This is a genomic window from Paenarthrobacter nitroguajacolicus (assembly GCF_031455195.1).
GTDB classification, from domain to species: Bacteria; Actinomycetota; Actinomycetes; order Actinomycetales; family Micrococcaceae; genus Arthrobacter; species Arthrobacter nitroguajacolicus_D.
Genome location: NZ_JAVDSH010000004.1, coordinates 382,068 through 398,020, shown reverse-complemented (window position 1 = coordinate 398,020; position 15,953 = coordinate 382,068). Strand labels below are relative to the sequence as shown.

The window sequence follows — 15,953 nt, the reverse complement described above, 5'->3', positions numbered from 1 at the left end:
CCCTCGCACAGTGGCTGCTGGTACTGACCACCATCTCACGTTAGGTTTTTGAGTGTGAGCCAAAATGTGACCTCAGCCATACCCAAACCTGAGCATCCCCGCCCGCAACTGGTCCGCGACAAGTGGATGAACCTCAACGGCACCTGGGGTTTTGAGATCGACGCCGGTGACTCGGGTTTGGAACGCGGCCTCACCACACGTGAACTCAACAGCGGGATCAGGGTTCCGTTCGCGCCCGAATCGGTGCTCTCGGGGATTGGGCACGTCGATTTCATGGAGGCAGTTTGGTATCGCCGGACGGTGACGATTCCGGCGGACTGGGCCGGCCAGAATGTCCTGCTCCATTTCGGCGCAGTGGATCACGACGCCACCGTGTGGGTCAACGGCGTCGAAGTTGCCAGGCATCGCGGTGGCTTCACCCCATTCACGGCTGATCTTGGCGGAGTTGTTGAGCCGGGCGCCGATGCGGTGATCGTGGTCCGGGCCAGGGATTCGCGGCACGGGATGCAGGCACGTGGGAAGCAAGCCACCTGGTACAACAACACGCATTGCCAGTACACGCGGACCACGGGAATCTGGCAGACGGTGTGGATGGAGGCGGTTCCCGAGGTCTATATCAAGCACCTGCGAATGACCCCTAACCTGGCTGATTCCAGCATCACAGTGGAAGTACCCATCAGCCAGAACCGGACTGGGCATACAGTGTCCGCGATCCTGTCCGACGGTTCAGGCGGGCGGGTCGAGGCATCGATCAAAGCTGATCTGGACCTTACGCCAACCCTGCACCTGAACATCCCTGCCGAATTGCTTCGTCCATGGTCAATCGAGGACCCGTTCCTTTACGACCTCGAGGTGAACGTGCTGGACGACGCCGGTGACGTTGTGGACCATGTGGACAGCTATGCGGCCATTCGCTCCATAGCGCTGGACGGCAAGGTGGTCCGCATCAATGGCGAGGCCGTTTTCCAGCGGCTTGTCCTGGACCAGGGCTACTGGCCGGATTCGCTGATGACCTCCCCTGACGAGGCGGCTTTGATCAAGGACATCGAACTGTCCATGGCCGCTGGATTCAACGGTGCCCGCCTGCACCAAAAGGTCTTCGAGGAACGTTTCCTCTACCACGCAGACCGGCTCGGCTACCTGCTGTGGGGTGAGTTCGGCGACTGGGGCGTTTCCGGCGCCGGAACGGTAGGGCACAACCAGCAACCCACACCGAGCTTCGTGGCGCAATGGCTGGAAGTGCTCAGGCGCGACTACAACCACCCCGCCATTATCGGCTGGTGCCCCCTCAACGAAACACACCAGGTCCTGCACGATCGGCTGACCGTGCTGGACGATGTCACGCAGGCAATGTTCCTGGCTACCAAGCTTGCCGATCCCACCCGACCGGTGATCGACGCGTCCGGATACTCCCACCGGATCAGGGAGACCGACATTTACGACGCCCACTCCTACCAGCAGGACCCGGAACGGTTCCGGATCGAACAGGAAGGCCTCGCAGAGAATAAGCCGTACATCAACCGCAAGGAAGATGGCCAGGAATATTCGGTGCCCTACGCCGGCCAGCCGTACTTCGTCTCCGAATTCGGCGGCATCTGGTGGAACGAGAGTGAAGCGAAGCAGGCGGCCGATGGTACCGACCTGTCCACGTCGTGGGGCTACGGTCAGCGGGTCGGCAGCGAGGAAGAGTTCTACGGCCGCTTCGACGGGCTATGCAGCGTCCTCCTGGAAAACCCGGACATGTTCGGCTACTGCTACACGCAGCTCACGGACGTGTTCCAGGAGAAGAACGGCATTTTCGCCTTTGACCGGAGCACCAAGTTCGACCTCGCCAGGATCCGCGCCAGCCAAACCCGGCAGGCCGCCGTCGAAACCCGCGGGAAGTGAGCGAAGGTCCGGTTTCCCCGACGCTCGCTCACATCCCACCCGCTTCAACCAAACGCTCGCTCACACCCCACCCGCTTCAAGCAAACGCTCGCTCACACCCAGTCGCCGCGGCGCACCAGGACTTCCTTGAGCAGGTCGAGGCGGTCCGACACGATGCCGTCCACCCCAAGATCCAGTAGCCGCTCCATTTCAGCCGCTTCGTTGATGGTCCACACATGCACCTGCAGGCCCAGCCGATGGGCGCGTCGGACGAACCCCGAAGTCACCACGGGGAGCCTCCCGTAGCGGACCGGGACTTGGAAAACGTCGACGTCGGCAAGCAGCCTGCGTGCCAGAGGAGCCGGAAGCACGGGACCCAGGAGGACGAACAAAGCTGTCAGGGTGCTGCCGGCCGACGAGGCAACGCGCTGGGACAGCCTGGCCAGGACCGCCCGGCGGCGGCGGTCCGAAAAGCTCGTCACCAGGACCCTGCGGTGGATTGCGTGCCGCTCGATCGCCGCTGCCATGGAGCCCACGGAGTTCCAGTCCTTGACGTCCAGGTTCAGCCGGGCATCGGGCAACGCGGCAACCAGTTCATCGAAGGTGGGAACGGGCTCCACGCCGCCAATTCTCGCCGCGGACACTTGGTCTGCGGTCAGCTCGGCAATGCGGCCCGCAGCGTCCGTCACCCGGTCCAAGGAGGAATCGTGGAAGACCAGCAGCACACCGTCCGACGTGGTGTGGACGTCGGTTTCAAGATGGACGGTCCCGAGCTCCACCGCGGCTTTGAAGGCAGCCATGGAATTCTCCATGCCATCCAGAGAGAAACCCCTGTGCGCGAAGGCCAGAGGGCCCACTGAACCGTCCTTGCGGAGGAAATAGGGCAGCGTCACATCCGTAGCGTAGCCCATCGCGAGGGCGTGTTCAGGACTCCTGCGTGACCGCCGCCGGATCCTGCGGAACGATCGCCACGCCGTCGCTGACGTGCACCAGCGTACGGCCGCGGCCGCCGTCGAGCTCCACCCACACGGCAGTCGCGTCGCCGGTGACGGCGTCCACCACGCCGGCTGACTCGTAGCCCGGCGTCAGCGTAAGGCTGACGCGGTCGCCCTGTCGGAGGGAGCGCCAGTGGTGATCGGGCTCGATCCGCCGCAACGGGGCAGTGTTGAAGTCGTTGATCCTACGCTTGGCCATGATTTCCCTACACCTTCAACGAGCTAACGGGGTCCTTGGCTGGAAGCCTACGGAGGCAAGGTGAACGCCGGTTGTATGGAGGCTGGGAAGTCGGTGACAGCTGGAGCCTGCAAGACTGGAGTCATGACTGTATTGATTGCCGGTTGCGGCGACCTCGGAACCGAAGCCGGGCTTCGCTTCGCCGCCGCTGGCCGTGAGGTTGTTGGCCTGCGCCGGTCACCCCAAAAGCTGCCTCGCCAGATTCGTGGAATGCACGCTGACCTTGCCAAGGGCCTGCCGGAGTTACCCTCGGACGTGGACATTGTGGTGATTGCCGTGGCAGCCGATACCTCCACCGAGGAGGCCTACCGCGCGGCCTATCTGGACGGCACACGCAATGTGTTGGACGCGCTGGAGCGGCAAGGGCTGGAGCCGCGCCGGATCCTTTTCGTCTCCTCCACGGCTGTGTATAGAGATTCCGGCGGGGCTGTGGTGGACGAGTCCACGGCTACAGAGCCGACTCGCTTCAGCGGAAAGGTACTGGTGGAGGCCGAAGATTTGCTGTTCGCCCGGACCCGGGGCACCGGCACGGAGGCTATCTCGTTGCGGCTCGGCGGCATCTACGGGCCGGGACGCACCCGGTTGATCGACCAAGTGAAGTCCGGGCAAGCAGTCATTCCCGCCCAGCCCCGTCACACCAACCGCATCCACAGGGACGACGCCGCAGCCATGATCGTCCACCTCACCACCATGGAAGCCGTTCCTGATTCCGTCTACGTGGGCGTCGACGATCACGCGGCGGAAATGGGCGAAGTCATGCGGTTTCTCGCTGCTGAACTGGGCTGCCCGGAACCCCCGACGGCGGCACCTGGCGGTGCGTCCGACGGCGGCCCCGGCGACAAACGCTGTTCAAACAGGCGAGTACGGGCCACCGGTGCAGAACTTACCTTCCCCACGTACAAGGAGGGCTACCGCGCATTGCTGGCAGGCGAGGGCGTGCGGCACCCGTGACGGGGCCTGCTTGGTCGCCCTGGCGCCGGTCCGTGCCGCTGGTGTGGAATGACTCAGTGAGGCCTCTCCAAGAAGCCGATCTCCGCCGACGGTTCGGAACTAGACCCGCTGTTCGCTGAGCTTCGCCTCGAGAACCTGGGCCACGCCGTCGTCGTCGAAATGGGGAGCCTGCTGGCCAGCCGCGAGGATGGCCTCCGGGTGTCCGCTGGCCATCGCGTAGCCGTGACCTGCCCAGCGGAGCATCTCAATGTCGTTGGGCATATCACCGAAAGCCACAACGTCGGCGGCCTCGATACCCAGCGACTCGGCGTACTTGGCCAGGGTGACGGCTTTGTTGATGCCCTGGACGGACATTTCCAGCATCGCCGTGCGCGGGGCCGAATGCGTTGTGCTCACCAGATGGGCGACTGCTGGCTGCACTTCGGCAAGGAAATCGTCCGGGGTGCCCTTGCGGGTGATCGCCAGGAACTTCACGACGGCGTCATCCCCCTTGAGCGTTTCGTCCAACGGCCGGGGGGTGAACTCGGCAAGCAGTTCACTGGTTTCGTTCTCGATGAAGCCCGGCTCCAGCTGGAAACCTGTCAGCGTTTCGACGGCGAACAAGGCGTCGGGCCTGATGGACTTGATGATGCGGCGGGCCTCAAACACGGAGTCGGCGTCCAGGACACACGAGGACAGGGCCTTCTCGGTTTCGAGATCCCACACCACAGCACCATTGGAACAGATCACGATTCCGCTGTGCCCCAACTGCTCCTGCAGCGGGTACAACCAGCGCGGAGGCCGTCCAGTGACAAAGACGAGTTCCACCCCTGCGTCGCGGCACGCCTGGAATGCCTTGATGGTCCGGTCACTGATTTTGCCGTCATGACCGAGGATGGTGCCGTCAATATCACTTGCTACGAGCCGCATCATGCCAGTCTAGTGGGCCGCTGATCTGGCGCCGCCGAAGCCAAGTGATAGCGCAGCCCTGGAAGTGCCCCATAGTGTGGGTTCATGAGCGAAAAGACCGGAACAATCGAAGAGCACAGCACCCGCGGCGCGTACGTCACCGGCGGTGAGTTCACCCGGGACACAAATTACATCGAGGACCGCATAACCCGCGATGGATCCACCGGGCCCAACGGAGAACAGGGTTGGCCGGTCGAACCGGGACGCTACCGCCTGATCGCGGCGCGGGCGTGCCCATGGGCCAACCGCACGGTCATCGTCCGCCGGCTCCTCGGGCTGGAAGACGTCATCAGCCTCGGCCAGCCAGGACCCACGCACGACGCCCGCTCCTGGACGTTCGACCTGGATCCGGACGGCAAGGACCCTGTGCTGGGCATTGAGCGCCTGCAGGACGCGTTCTTCCGCCGCTTCCCGGATTACCCCCGCGGCATCACTGTTCCGGCCATCGTCGATGTCCCCAGCGGGGCAGTAGTAACCAACAACTTCCCCCAAATCACGCTGGACTTCTCCACGGAATGGACGGAATTCCACCGCCCCGGCGCGCCGGAACTTTATCCGGAAAACCTGCGCGAGGAGATCGACCTGGTCAACAAGCGCGTCTTCACTGAGGTCAACAACGGCGTGTACAGGTGCGGATTCGCGGGTTCGCAGAAGGCCTACGACGCCGCCTACACCCGGCTCTGGACCGCTTTGGACTGGCTTGAGGAACGGTTGACCAACCAGCGCTACCTGGTGGGCGACACCATTACGGAGGCCGACGTCAGGCTCTTCACCACCCTGGCCCGCTTCGATCCCGTCTACCACGGACACTTCAAGTGCAACCGGAACAAACTCAGCGAAATGCCTGCCCTGTGGGGCTACGCCCGGGACTTGTTCCAGACGCCGGGCTTCGGCGACACCATCGATTTCGTGCAGATCAAGCAGCATTACTACATAGTGCATGAGGATATTAACCCCACGCAGATCGTTCCAGCGGGCCCGGACCTCTCCGGATGGCTGACCGACCATGGACGCGAATCGCTGGGCGGCAGCCCGTTCGGGAAGGGTACTCCCCCAGGTCCGGTGAAGGCCGGCGAGGAAGTTGCCGCCGGCCACGGGCCGGTTAGAAACTAAGCGGCAGCATGGTTGAGCTCGGCCCGCGTCGGCGGGTTGGCTCCGGCCCGCGACACCGTGACAGCGGCAGCACGCGTTGCACGATCCAGGATCGCGGCGAGGGTTTCGGCAGGCATAGCCCGGAGCGCTTCCCTGTTCTGTGCTCCGTCCAGCCCGTGGTCCACAATCGCGGAGAGCAACCCGGCCATGAACGAGTCCCCCGCGCCGACGGTGTCCACAACATTCACGGACGGCGCGGGCACCTGGGTTTCCCCGGCCCGGGTTATGCCCCAGGGCCCGCGTGCGCCACGTGTCACCACCACCAATGCCGGTCCTTCCTCGCCGCCCAGGGTCAGCCAACGACGCGCCGATTCCGTCGGATCGACGCCGGGATACAGCCATTCGAGGTCCTCGTCAGAGGCTTTGACGACGTCGGATAACTTCACGAAGCGTTCGGCCTGCGTACGCGCGTAGTCGACGTCGGTGATGATGCTGGGGCGGCAGTTGGGATCGAAGCTGATGGTGGTGCCCGGGTGGGCATGCTCGACGGCGGCAAGCACCTCCGCGGCGCCGGGCTCCAACGCAGTGGCGATGGAACCTGTGTGGAGCAGGGTGGCGCCCTGCAGCATGAGCGGCAACCGCGCGGCGAGTCCGGGCAACTCCCAGGCGAGGTCGAACGCGTAGGTGGCGGCGCCGTCGTCGTCGATCTCTGCGGTGGCGACGCTGGTTGGTTTGTCGTCCGGCGGAAGCGGGACCATCACCGAACTCGAACGCAGGTGCGCGGCAACCGAGTCGCCATAAGCGTCGCGGCCGTAACGCCCGATGAACTGCACGGGGTGGTCAAGGCGTGCCAGCCCAACGGCCACGTTGAGTGGGCTCCCGCCAACATGCGCCTCGATTCCAGAGGAGCGTTGAACGACGTCGACCAGGGCTTCACCAATGACAGTCAGCATGGGACCACTCTGCCAGAGCGGAGCCGCCGCATCCCAACAATTACGAGAGCAATCGCTGCACCAGCTCGCGGCACTTCTTGTAGGCCACTGCCTTCGGGTCGATCAGGTCGAAATGGTCGCCCGGCACGCGCAGCAACTGGGCGGCACCTCCGGCAGCCGTGGCCGCGGCAACGTAGGCCTCGGATTGGCTTGCAGGAACGTCCTCGTCTTCCGTGGCGTGCACGGCATAGACGGGGACGTTGATGGGCAGCAAACTCATGGGATCCGCATATTTATGCCGTTTGGGGAATCTGGCCGAATCACCGCCCATGAGGTTGCAGACGGCGCCGTTGCTGAGGTTGAGCTTCTCCGCGGCCGCAAGGTTGAGCAGGCCGGACTGGCTGACGACCCCCGTCAGGTGCACCGCGTTATCCTCGGGTGAGCGCACCAGTTGGCGGTCGGCGTCGGGAGTTCCTATGGCGGAAAGCCGCTCGCGACCAGCGGCCCAGACAGCAAGGTGGCCACCGGCCGAGTGCCCGAGTGCCACCACTTTGCCCAGTTGGAGGTCGTGGTCGCCCGCGATTTTGGACAGATGATCGATGCCGGCCAGGATGTCCTCGAAAGTATGGGGCCACCCACCGCCGTTCCCTGCCCGCCGGTATTCAAGGTTCCAGGCCGTGATGCCGTGCGCTGCAAGGTCCCGCGCAAGGGGCTCACCGAGCTCCGCACCGTACTGCGAGCGCCAGTAGCCGCCATGGATCACAACGGCGATTCCACCGGCAGCTGCTGATGCGCCGCGATGGTTCCCATTGTTCGGTTCAGGTATGAAGAGTTCGCCCCACTGACTGGGGTGTTCGCCGTAGCTGTACTTGTGCCGCAACATTGCGCCCTCCTTTGTACTGAGCCTATCGTGACGATCCGGAAGTTTGGCTAGGGCCACCCCGACGGCGAGTGGCCCGGTCCAGTGTCGGACCCGACCCGTAAGCTGGGGGCATGGCAAGCAATTGGGACAGCCTGGACCAGGACCAGCGCGACGCAGTGGACGCGAACGTGGCCCTCTATGAGCGTGTTCGTCCGGCTTTGAAGCGGGTCACGCGGGACGTTCTGCTCACTCTGAGGGACATGCTGAACGACGCCGAGGTCACCCCTTTGTTCGTCACGGGCCGGACCAAGACTGTGGAGTCGTTCCGGGAAAAGATCTCCCGGACGGATGATCCCTTGGAGCCGGGTGGTCCGCGGGTCCTCAAGTTCCCGGACCCGTTCCGCACGTTGAACGACATGGTGGGCATCCGTGTCATCACCAAGCTGCCCGCCGAAAACGCTGCTGTGGCCAACATCATCAAGCGGCAACGTCAGCTCTTCGATTGCCGTGGCGACCGCGAGAAGGACATCGGCTCCATCGAGTCCGGGACCTACGGCTACTCCAGCCGCCACCTGATCCTTCGCACTATCCAGAACGAGGCCGTCAAGGAGTACCAGCACGTCTTCAATCCGGACATGCCAGCCAACGGCAGCTACTTCTTCGAGTGCCAGATCCGGACCGTGTTCGCGCATGCCTGGAGCGAGATCGAGCACGACATCCGTTTCAAGGCGGAAGATCCACGCGCCTGGACCCCCCATTTCGACCGCCAATTCACGGCTACCGCGGCGATGCTGGAAACGGTGGAGAGCGCCTTCGCCGACCTCCATGAGCGCTACGAGGAAGTCCGCAGCTACTGGGACCTGGAGGGTGAGGGCGGTTCGCCCCTGACTCCGAACCGGGTTCGTGATGTCTGGCGGACGCTCCTTCCCCACGTTGACCGTAAAGTTGATGACGACTGGGGATGGGCCGCCGAGCTGCTTGCCGCCCACGGACTGACCAAGACCGTGGAACTGGCTGGGCTGCTCAGCGCCAACCGGATCACCGAGGTCCGTAAGGCCCTGGACCACCGCTACTCCCCCGGCCCCGACCGCCTCCTGGATGACCTCCTGCTGTGGCAGTACGGAACCGAACACATTGATCTCACCGCCGAGGCGCCCGACGTCGTTCCGCACCCGCGGCGCGACAGCCTCCTGCGGCGTCTTAAGCAGATTGAGCGTTACCGCCAGACTGCTTTGTAAAAGACTGCATCCTAAGGACCCATGACACCCGAGCAACTCATGTCACTGCGGGCGACGCTCCGTTCGCCCCGCCGCCTGCTGACGGAGTCCCTTGCGGGTCTCGTGGTGGCTTTGGCACTCATCCCGGAGGCCATCGCGTTCTCGGTGATTGCGGGCGTGGATCCTCGGATCGGGTTGTTCGCTTCGTTCACCATGGGCGTGGTGACCGCACTGGTGGGGGGCCGTCCCGCCATGATCTCCGCGGCAACCGGGGCGGTGGCACTGGTGATCGCTCCGGTGATGAAGGAACACGGACTCGACTACCTGATTGCCACGATCATCCTGGCCGGGGTTTTCCAGATCATCCTGGCGGTGCTGGGGGTGACGCGGCTGATGCGTTTCATCCCGCGTTCGGTGATGATCGGTTTCGTGAATGCACTGGCCATCCTGGTGTTTATGTCCCAAATGCCGGAACTCTTCAACGTGCCGTGGATGGTTTACCCCATCGTGGTGGTGGGATTGGTGATCGTGTTCGGCTTGCCCCGGGTCTCCACGGCCATCCCCGCGCCGCTGGTGGCCATAGTCCTGATCACGGTGGTCACCGTCATGGGTGGCATCGACGTTCCCACAGTGAGTGACAAGGGCGAACTCCCGGACAGCCTTCCAGGGTTCTTCCTCCCCAACGTTCCCTTGACCCTGGAGACATTCCAGATCATCGCGCCCTTCGCACTGTCCATGGCGCTGGTGGGTCTGTTGGAGTCGCTCATGACCGCCAAGCTGGTGGACGACATCACGGACACCCGTTCCAACAAGACACGGGTCTCGTGGGGCCAAGGTGCGGCAAACATCGTCACCGGGTTCCTGGGCGGCCTGGGCGGTTGCGCCGTCATCGGGCAAACCATGATCAACGTCAAGGGCTCAGGGGCTCGAAGCCGGCTCTCCACGTTCCTGGCCGGTGTGTTCCTGCTGGTACTGGTGGTGGCTTTGGGTGACGTTGTGGGAATGATCCCCATGGCGGCTTTGGTGGCCGTGATGATCTTCGTTTCCCTGATCACCTTCGACTGGCACTCTGTGCGGCTTTCAACCCTGAGGCGCCTGCCGAAATCGGAGACTGCGGTGATGCTGTTGACCGTGGCCGCTGTGGTGGCGACACACAACCTGGCGGTGGGGGTCGGCGTCGGCGTTTTGACGGCAATGGTGCTGTTTGCGCGGCGGGTGGCCCATTTTGCGACAGTCGAGCGGACCGAACTGGAGCTCAATGGCGAGACCGTGGCGACGTACACGGTAAATGGCGAACTGTTCTTCGCCTCGTCCAACGATCTCTACACACAGTTCGACTATGCGAAGGATTCCTCAGAGGGCATAGATCGCGTGATCATCGACCTCCACGGTTCGCACATCTGGGACGCCTCCACGGTGGCCGTGCTCGATTCGGTGACTGAGAAGTACCGCAACCACGGGCGCGAGGTGGAGTTCATCGGACTCAACGAGGCCAGCGTACGCATGCGGGAGCGCCTCGCAGGGAAGCTCAACTCCTGACCCAATGGGGGATGAGACGACGGTCATCTGACATATACACCTCCGCGAATGTAACGAAGTCGTCCCTGCCGCGCGCCAAGTGTGAGCATGGATGAATGCTTGAGGCAACCAATACCCCGCCAGAAACCGAAGAACCCGCAAACGCAGCCCTTGCCGCTGAGGCCAGGATTGCGCGTATCGCCGTGACGGTGTTCCCGCTCTTGGTGGTGGTTGCCGGCGTCCTCGGGTTCCTCATTCCAGACCTGTTCAAACCCATGGGTGTCGCGGTCCCGTACCTGTTGGGCGTCATCATGTTCTGCATGGGTCTCACGCTGACCCCGCCGGACTTTGCATCCGTGGCCCGCCGGCCATGGGCTGTGGCACTCGGCATCATTGCCCACTACGTCATCATGCCCGGCGCTGGCTGGCTGATCGCTGTCCTGCTGCAATTGCCGCCGGAGCTGGCCGTCGGGCTCATCCTGGTGGGCTGCGCGCCGTCCGGAACCGCCTCCAACGTCATGGCTTTCCTGGCCAAGGGTGATGTGGCTCTGTCCGTCGCCGTGGCTTCGGTTTCGACGCTGATCGCCCCCCTCGTCACTCCGGCTCTGACCCTCTTCCTTGCCGGCTCCTTCTTGCACATCGACGCCGGCGCCATGGTCCTGGACATCGTGAAGACCGTGTTGCTGCCGGTCATCGCAGGCCTGCTTGCCCGATTGTTCCTTTCGAAGGTCGTCGCGAAGGTTCTTCCGGCACTTCCGTGGGCGTCCGCCGTCGTCATTTCCCTGATCGTGGCGATCGTCGTGGCGGGCAGCGCCAGCAAGATCGTCGCCGCCGGCGGAATCGTGTTCCTGGCCGTTGTCCTGCACAACGGCTTCGGCCTTGGCCTTGGCTACCTGGCAGGCAAACTCGGTCGCCTGGACGACAAGGCGCGACGCGCCCTGGCCTTCGAGGTAGGCATGCAGAACTCCGGCCTGGCCGCCACGCTGGCCACCGCCCACTTCGGTGCGTTGGCCGCACTGCCGTCCGCCGTGTTCTCCCTGTGGCACAACATTTCCGGCGCGATTGTCGCCGCCTGGCTGGCTCGGCGTCCACTGAAGGACTAACCCTGGGTGGTGCCCCGCCGGTGTAACGTCCACGGCGAGGCCACCCGGACACCGGCCGCGGGAGTGGTACCCGCCAGGCGGTCCAGCAACATATGGACCACCTTTTCGAAGATCGGCTCAGGCCCCACGGTGGTCAACGGGGGATCGTATTCCTGGCCCTCCGTCGAGTTACCCACTCCGACTATCTGGATATCTTCCGGCACCCGGAGGCCCAGCCTGTAGGCGGCGCGGATGGCCTGCAAGGCCTCCATATCGTCCGTGCAGATCATGGCAGTGGGCCGGTTGGGCATCTGGAGCAGCTCGAGCGCCGACTGGTACGCGGTAGCCGGGTGGTGGTTCGACGTCCTGACCAAAGACTCAGCGAGCGGAATTCCGGCCCTCTCAAGCCCGGCAGCATAGGCAGCGTAGCGGCTCTTCCGGCGCCCTTCCGGGTGGGCCCTGCGGATGCACGCGATCCTGCGATGGGCCGCGGTGAGGAAGTCCATGCACTCCCTCAACCCAGCCTCTGATTCGGGGGCCAGCACGTCGAATCCCTGGGGTTCCATGGTTCCCGAGATCACCACTTGGGCAACCCCGCGACGGGCCAACTCCGTGACCGTTTGGTCCTCAGACTTTGCTTCCGGGAAGAAGCCGATAATCACACCGTCAGCGCCGCCGGACATCATGAACTTACGCCAATCGTCGCCCAGCAGGATCACAGGCTGAAACCCATGCTCGGGCAGGATTCTTGCGGCCGCTGTTGCCAGGGCGCGGTCCCACGGCCAGTCAAGGTTGCCGATCGCCACAGCCACTACGTCCGTCTTGCCCCGCCGCATTCCCCGGGCAGCCTGATTTGGCACGTAACCCAACTCTTTGACCGCCGCCAGCACCCGGTCCTGGGTGGGCTGGCTGATCCGGGTTGTGCCGCCGTGCCGGCCGGAGAGCACGTATGACACCGTGGTCAGCGATACGTCGGCCGCCATCGCAACGTCACGGATGGTGGGTTTGGATCCCTTGCTCACGGGGCGACTCCTGGTAGACAGCGCATTTCCTGAACTCTATCTTCAACCAGTTGGACTCCCCTTGACGCAATTAGTTGAGAGCGTTAACAATTACGGGAGTTATCTGTATCCCAAGCTGGAAGATCATTCAATGAAGAACTGGGCAGGAAACCTCGAGTACTCCTCCACGGAAGTGCACCGCCCCACGTCGGTTGGCGAGCTGCAGGAGCTCGTCGCCAATGCGTCCCGCATCAAGGCTCTCGGCTCCCGGCACTCCTTCAACACCGTCGCCGACACGGACGGGACCCACATCCTGCTCGACGCCCTGCCTCAGGAAGTTGTCCTCAATAAAGACAAAGGGACCGTCAAGGTCAGCGGCGGGATCAGCTACGGAGCACTGGGCCGCGCACTCGAGGAACAGGGATACGCTATCCACAACCTCGCTTCGCTTCCCCACATCTCCGTCGCCGGTGCCATCCAAACAGGCACGCACGGCAGTGGGGTCAACAACCCCTCCCTGGCTGCCGCCGTCGTGGGCGTTGACCTTGTGCGCGCCTCCGGCGAGCTGGTAACGCTCACCGAGGACGACGACGAATTCCTCGCTAGCGTGGTGGGCGTGGGAGGTCTGGGCATTGTGACGGGCTTGGAGCTTGCCGTCAGGCCCAGTTACGACGTCCGCCAGAGGGTCCTCACGGATCTGGCCTGGGACGGCGTCCTGGCGAACTTCCACACCATTGCGTCCAGCGCCTACAGCGTCAGCTTCTTCACGAATTACACAGGAGAGGCCATCCCGCAGGTGTGGTTCAAGGCGCTGGACACCGAAGCTCCCCTCGCGGAGCTGTTCGGCGGGGCGGCCGCAAAGGCGGCGCTGCACCCGCTGCCTGACATGTCCGCCGAGAACTGCACCGAGCAGCTGGACGTCGCCGGAAAGTGGCTTGACCGATTGCCGCACTTCCGGCACGAATTCACGCCAAGCAATGGCGAGGAACTCCAGAGCGAATTCCTGCTGCCCCTGGACCAGGCACCTGCGGCATTACAGGCTGTCCGGGACCTGGCGGCCACGGTGGCACCGCTGTTGTTCATCTCCGAAATCCGCACAGTAGCCGCGGACGAGTTCTGGCTCAGCCCTTTCTACCAGCAGCAAAGCGTAGCGCTGCACTTCACGTGGAAGCCCCTGCAGGCCGAGGTGGAGGCGGTACTCCCCGAACTCGAGGAAGCGCTGCGTCCGTTCGGTGCCCGGCCGCACTGGGGCAAACTCTTCACACCGGGCCTGTACGACTTCGCCGCTCTCTACCCCCGTTTCGGGGATTTCCGCGCGCTCGTCCAGGCGAACGACCCCACGGGCAAGTTCCGCAACGGTCTCCTGGACAGCGTGTTGGGCGTAGCCGTCACGTCCTAGCTGGACACCTGGTCCGTTGCCCAGCCGCTGTTCCGTTGCTGCCCAGCGACGGAACAGCGGGGCAGCAACGGAGCTACGGGGGGCCTACTCGATGTGGGCCAGTACAGCCCCCGCCGTGACAACCCCGCCGGCGGCCGACACTACCTCTGACAGCGTGCCCGTCCGGTGCGCGGGAACCTGGGTCTCCATCTTCATGGCTTCCAGGACAACCAAGGGATCACCCGCGGTGACGTCAGCGCCCGGTTCGACGAGCCACTTCACCACTGTGCCGGCCATGCTGGAAACCAATGCGGACTCGGCGGGTGCGGCACCAATGCCGGTGACAGAACCCGGCGTATCGGTCGATGCGGAAAAGGCCGGCACACCCTGCCCGGAACGGGCCCAGCCATCCAACAAATCAGCCGGAAGCCCTACGGCGAGCCGTTTTCCGTCCACGTCAACAGTGATCGTTCGTCGTTCTCCGTCCGGGGCCACCACGTTGTACTCGGGGTCCACGGGAATTTTGTCCGCGAAGTCGGTTTCGATCCATCGCGTGTGCACTCTGAGCCCGGCAACGGATGTGAAATCCTCGGACTCCAGGACCGCCCGGTGGAACGGCAGGACAGTTGCCAGCCCCGTGATGTTGATTTCGGCGAGGGCACGGCGGGCACGGCGCAGCGCCTGCTGGCGGTCAGCTCCAGTGACGATCAACTTGGCCAACAGCGAATCGAACTGCGGCGCGACGAACGAGCCGGAGCGTACACCGGTGTCCAAGCGGATGCCCGGCCCGGTGGGCGCTTCGAAGGAAGCAACGGTGCCAGGCGAGGGCAGGAATCCACGGCCCACGTCTTCGGCGTTGATGCGGAACTCGAAGGAGTGTCCACGTGCCACGGGATCCTCCGTGATGCTCAGGGGCAGGCCTGCAGCGATCCGGAACTGCTCCTGCACAAGGTCGATCCGTGCGGTTTCTTCCGTGATGGGGTGCTCAACCTGGAGGCGGGTATTGACCTCGAGGAAAGCTACGGCGCCATCCGCTGAGACCAGGAATTCCACCGTTCCAGCGCCGTAATATCCGGCTTCGCGCACAATTGCCTTCGCGCCATCGTAGATTTGCTGGCGCTGGGCATCGCTCAGGAAGGGCGCGGGCGCCTCTTCCACGAGTTTCTGGTGACGGCGCTGAAGGGAGCAGTCACGCGTGCCCACGACAATCACGTTGCCATGGACATCCGCAATGATTTGGGCTTCAACGTGGCGCGGCCGGTCCAAATACTGTTCTACGAAGCATTCCCCGCGACCGAATGCGGCCACGGCTTCACGGACGGCGGAATCGAAGGCTTCCTCCACCTCGGCGAGTTCGCGAACCACCTTCAATCCGCGGCCACCACCACCAAAGGCAGCCTTGATGGCGATGGGGAGTCCGTGCTCCTCCGCAAAAGCCCGGGCCTCTGCGGCCGAGGAAACCGGACCGTCGCTGCCGGCAACCAGGGGCGCTCCGGCACGGACGGCGATCTCGCGGGCCGTGATCTTGTTGCCCAACTGCCGGATCGACTCCGGGGAGGGACCGATCCACTCAAGTCCGGCGTCGAGTACTGCCTGCGCGAATTCGGCGTTCTCGGAAAGGAAGCCGTACCCGGGGTGTACGGCGTCCGCGCCGGACTGCTCCGCCACGGCGAGCAGCTTCCCGATGTTCAGGTAGGTGTCAGCCGGAGAGTTTCCGCCCAGGCTGTAGGCTTCGTCGGCAGCGCCAACATGCATGGCGTCTGCGTCGATGTCCGCGTAGACGGCTACCGAGGCAATCCCGGCGTCGTCGCAGGCACGGGCGACGCGGACGGCGATTTCGCCACGGTTCGCGATCAGGACCTTGCGCATCAAA

The 15,953-nt window shown here is 63.9% G+C and carries 14 protein-coding genes; 7 read left to right on the top strand and 7 right to left on the bottom strand.

Features of this window, described 5'->3' with window-relative positions:
* Nucleotides 1–66: 66 nt before the first annotated feature.
* Nucleotides 67–1,887: a glycoside hydrolase family 2 protein gene (locus tag J2Y68_RS11580; RefSeq protein ID WP_309993668.1), complete on the top strand. Its 1,821-nt coding sequence runs from the start codon at nt 67–69 to the stop codon at nt 1,885–1,887.
* A gap of 92 nt (nt 1,888–1,979) precedes the next feature.
* Here the strand turns inward: J2Y68_RS11580 and J2Y68_RS11575 are convergent, their stop codons facing one another.
* Complete coding sequence (locus J2Y68_RS11575) at nt 1,980–2,777, bottom strand: glycerophosphodiester phosphodiesterase (protein ID WP_309993493.1); 798 nt, start codon at nt 2,775–2,777, stop codon at nt 1,980–1,982.
* A 13-nt stretch (nt 2,778–2,790) separates the two neighbouring features.
* Entirely contained in the window at nt 2,791–3,060 is a 270-nt protein-coding gene (locus tag J2Y68_RS11570; protein ID WP_309993490.1) for a hypothetical protein, read from the bottom strand.
* 123 nt (nt 3,061–3,183) lie between these two features.
* Between J2Y68_RS11570 and J2Y68_RS11565 the strand changes: the two genes are divergently transcribed.
* Nucleotides 3,184–4,050: an SDR family oxidoreductase gene (locus tag J2Y68_RS11565; protein ID WP_309993487.1), complete on the top strand. Its 867-nt coding sequence runs from the start codon at nt 3,184–3,186 to the stop codon at nt 4,048–4,050.
* Nucleotides 4,051–4,149: 99 nt separating this feature from the next.
* Here J2Y68_RS11565 and J2Y68_RS11560 read toward each other — a convergent pair whose 3' ends face one another.
* Entirely contained in the window at nt 4,150–4,959 is an 810-nt protein-coding gene (locus tag J2Y68_RS11560; RefSeq protein WP_309993485.1) for an HAD family hydrolase, read from the bottom strand.
* Between the two features lie 84 nt (nt 4,960–5,043).
* On the opposite strand from J2Y68_RS11560, the gene J2Y68_RS11555 reads away from it, so the two are divergent.
* Nucleotides 5,044–6,111 (top strand): glutathione S-transferase family protein, encoded by a 1,068-nt coding sequence (locus J2Y68_RS11555; RefSeq protein ID WP_309993483.1) that lies wholly within the window; start codon nt 5,044–5,046, stop codon nt 6,109–6,111.
* Here J2Y68_RS11555 and J2Y68_RS11550 read toward each other — a convergent pair.
* Nucleotides 6,108–7,043: a carbohydrate kinase family protein gene (locus J2Y68_RS11550; protein WP_309993481.1), complete on the bottom strand. Its 936-nt coding sequence runs from the start codon at nt 7,041–7,043 to the stop codon at nt 6,108–6,110. The genes J2Y68_RS11555 and J2Y68_RS11550 overlap by 4 nt on opposite strands.
* A 40-nt stretch (nt 7,044–7,083) precedes the next feature.
* On the bottom strand, nt 7,084–7,905 hold the full coding sequence (locus J2Y68_RS11545) for an alpha/beta hydrolase (protein ID WP_309993479.1): 822 nt from the start codon (nt 7,903–7,905) through the stop codon (nt 7,084–7,086).
* Between the two features lie 110 nt (nt 7,906–8,015).
* Between J2Y68_RS11545 and J2Y68_RS11540 the strand changes: the two genes are divergently transcribed.
* The 3 genes from J2Y68_RS11540 to J2Y68_RS11530 all read left to right on the top strand — a co-directional run bounded on the left by J2Y68_RS11540 (nt 8,016) and on the right by J2Y68_RS11530 (nt 11,722).
* On the top strand, nt 8,016–9,122 hold the full coding sequence (locus J2Y68_RS11540; protein ID WP_090822251.1) for a GTP pyrophosphokinase: 1,107 nt from the start codon (nt 8,016–8,018) through the stop codon (nt 9,120–9,122).
* 21 nt (nt 9,123–9,143) lie between these two features.
* Nucleotides 9,144–10,640 carry a SulP family inorganic anion transporter gene (locus J2Y68_RS11535; protein WP_309993477.1) on the top strand — a complete coding sequence of 499 codons (1,497 nt, stop codon included), beginning with the start codon at nt 9,144–9,146 and terminating at the stop codon, nt 10,638–10,640.
* A 95-nt stretch (nt 10,641–10,735) separates the two neighbouring features.
* A complete protein-coding gene (locus tag J2Y68_RS11530; protein ID WP_309993474.1) occupies nt 10,736–11,722 on the top strand; it encodes a bile acid:sodium symporter family protein in 987 nt (328 codons plus the stop codon).
* On the opposite strand, the gene J2Y68_RS11525 is transcribed toward J2Y68_RS11530, so the two are convergent.
* The gene (locus tag J2Y68_RS11525; protein ID WP_309993472.1) at nt 11,719–12,723 is read right to left on the bottom strand and encodes a LacI family DNA-binding transcriptional regulator; all 1,005 of its coding nucleotides are present in this window, start codon (nt 12,721–12,723) and stop codon (nt 11,719–11,721) included. The two genes, J2Y68_RS11530 and J2Y68_RS11525, sit on opposite strands and share 4 nt — an antisense overlap.
* A gap of 130 nt (nt 12,724–12,853) precedes the next feature.
* On the opposite strand from J2Y68_RS11525, the gene J2Y68_RS11520 reads away from it, so the two are divergent.
* On the top strand, nt 12,854–14,101 hold the full coding sequence (locus J2Y68_RS11520) for a D-arabinono-1,4-lactone oxidase (RefSeq protein WP_309993469.1): 1,248 nt from the start codon (nt 12,854–12,856) through the stop codon (nt 14,099–14,101).
* A gap of 84 nt (nt 14,102–14,185) precedes the next feature.
* On the opposite strand, the gene J2Y68_RS11515 is transcribed toward J2Y68_RS11520, so the two are convergent.
* Complete coding sequence (locus J2Y68_RS11515) at nt 14,186–15,949, bottom strand: acetyl/propionyl/methylcrotonyl-CoA carboxylase subunit alpha (RefSeq protein WP_309993465.1); 1,764 nt, start codon at nt 15,947–15,949, stop codon at nt 14,186–14,188.
* Nucleotides 15,950–15,953 lie beyond the last annotated feature (4 nt).

Coding starts and splice junctions, on each gene's coding strand:
- J2Y68_RS11575 (WP_309993493.1), bottom strand. CDS start 2,777: ATGGGCTACGCTACGGATGTGACGCTGCCCTATTTCCTCCGCAAGGAC.
- J2Y68_RS11570 (WP_309993490.1), bottom strand. CDS start 3,060: ATGGCCAAGCGTAGGATCAACGACTTCAACACTGCCCCGTTGCGGCGG.
- J2Y68_RS11565 (WP_309993487.1), top strand. CDS start 3,184: ATGACTGTATTGATTGCCGGTTGCGGCGACCTCGGAACCGAAGCCGGG.
- J2Y68_RS11560 (WP_309993485.1), bottom strand. CDS start 4,959: ATGCGGCTCGTAGCAAGTGATATTGACGGCACCATCCTCGGTCATGAC.
- J2Y68_RS11555 (WP_309993483.1), top strand. CDS start 5,044: ATGAGCGAAAAGACCGGAACAATCGAAGAGCACAGCACCCGCGGCGCG.
- J2Y68_RS11550 (WP_309993481.1), bottom strand. CDS start 7,043: ATGCTGACTGTCATTGGTGAAGCCCTGGTCGACGTCGTTCAACGCTCC.
- J2Y68_RS11545 (WP_309993479.1), bottom strand. CDS start 7,905: ATGTTGCGGCACAAGTACAGCTACGGCGAACACCCCAGTCAGTGGGGC.
- J2Y68_RS11540 (WP_090822251.1), top strand. CDS start 8,016: ATGGCAAGCAATTGGGACAGCCTGGACCAGGACCAGCGCGACGCAGTG.
- J2Y68_RS11535 (WP_309993477.1), top strand. CDS start 9,144: ATGACACCCGAGCAACTCATGTCACTGCGGGCGACGCTCCGTTCGCCC.
- J2Y68_RS11530 (WP_309993474.1), top strand. CDS start 10,736: ATGCTTGAGGCAACCAATACCCCGCCAGAAACCGAAGAACCCGCAAAC.
- J2Y68_RS11520 (WP_309993469.1), top strand. CDS start 12,854: ATGAAGAACTGGGCAGGAAACCTCGAGTACTCCTCCACGGAAGTGCAC.
- J2Y68_RS11515 (WP_309993465.1), bottom strand. CDS start 15,949: ATGCGCAAGGTCCTGATCGCGAACCGTGGCGAAATCGCCGTCCGCGTC.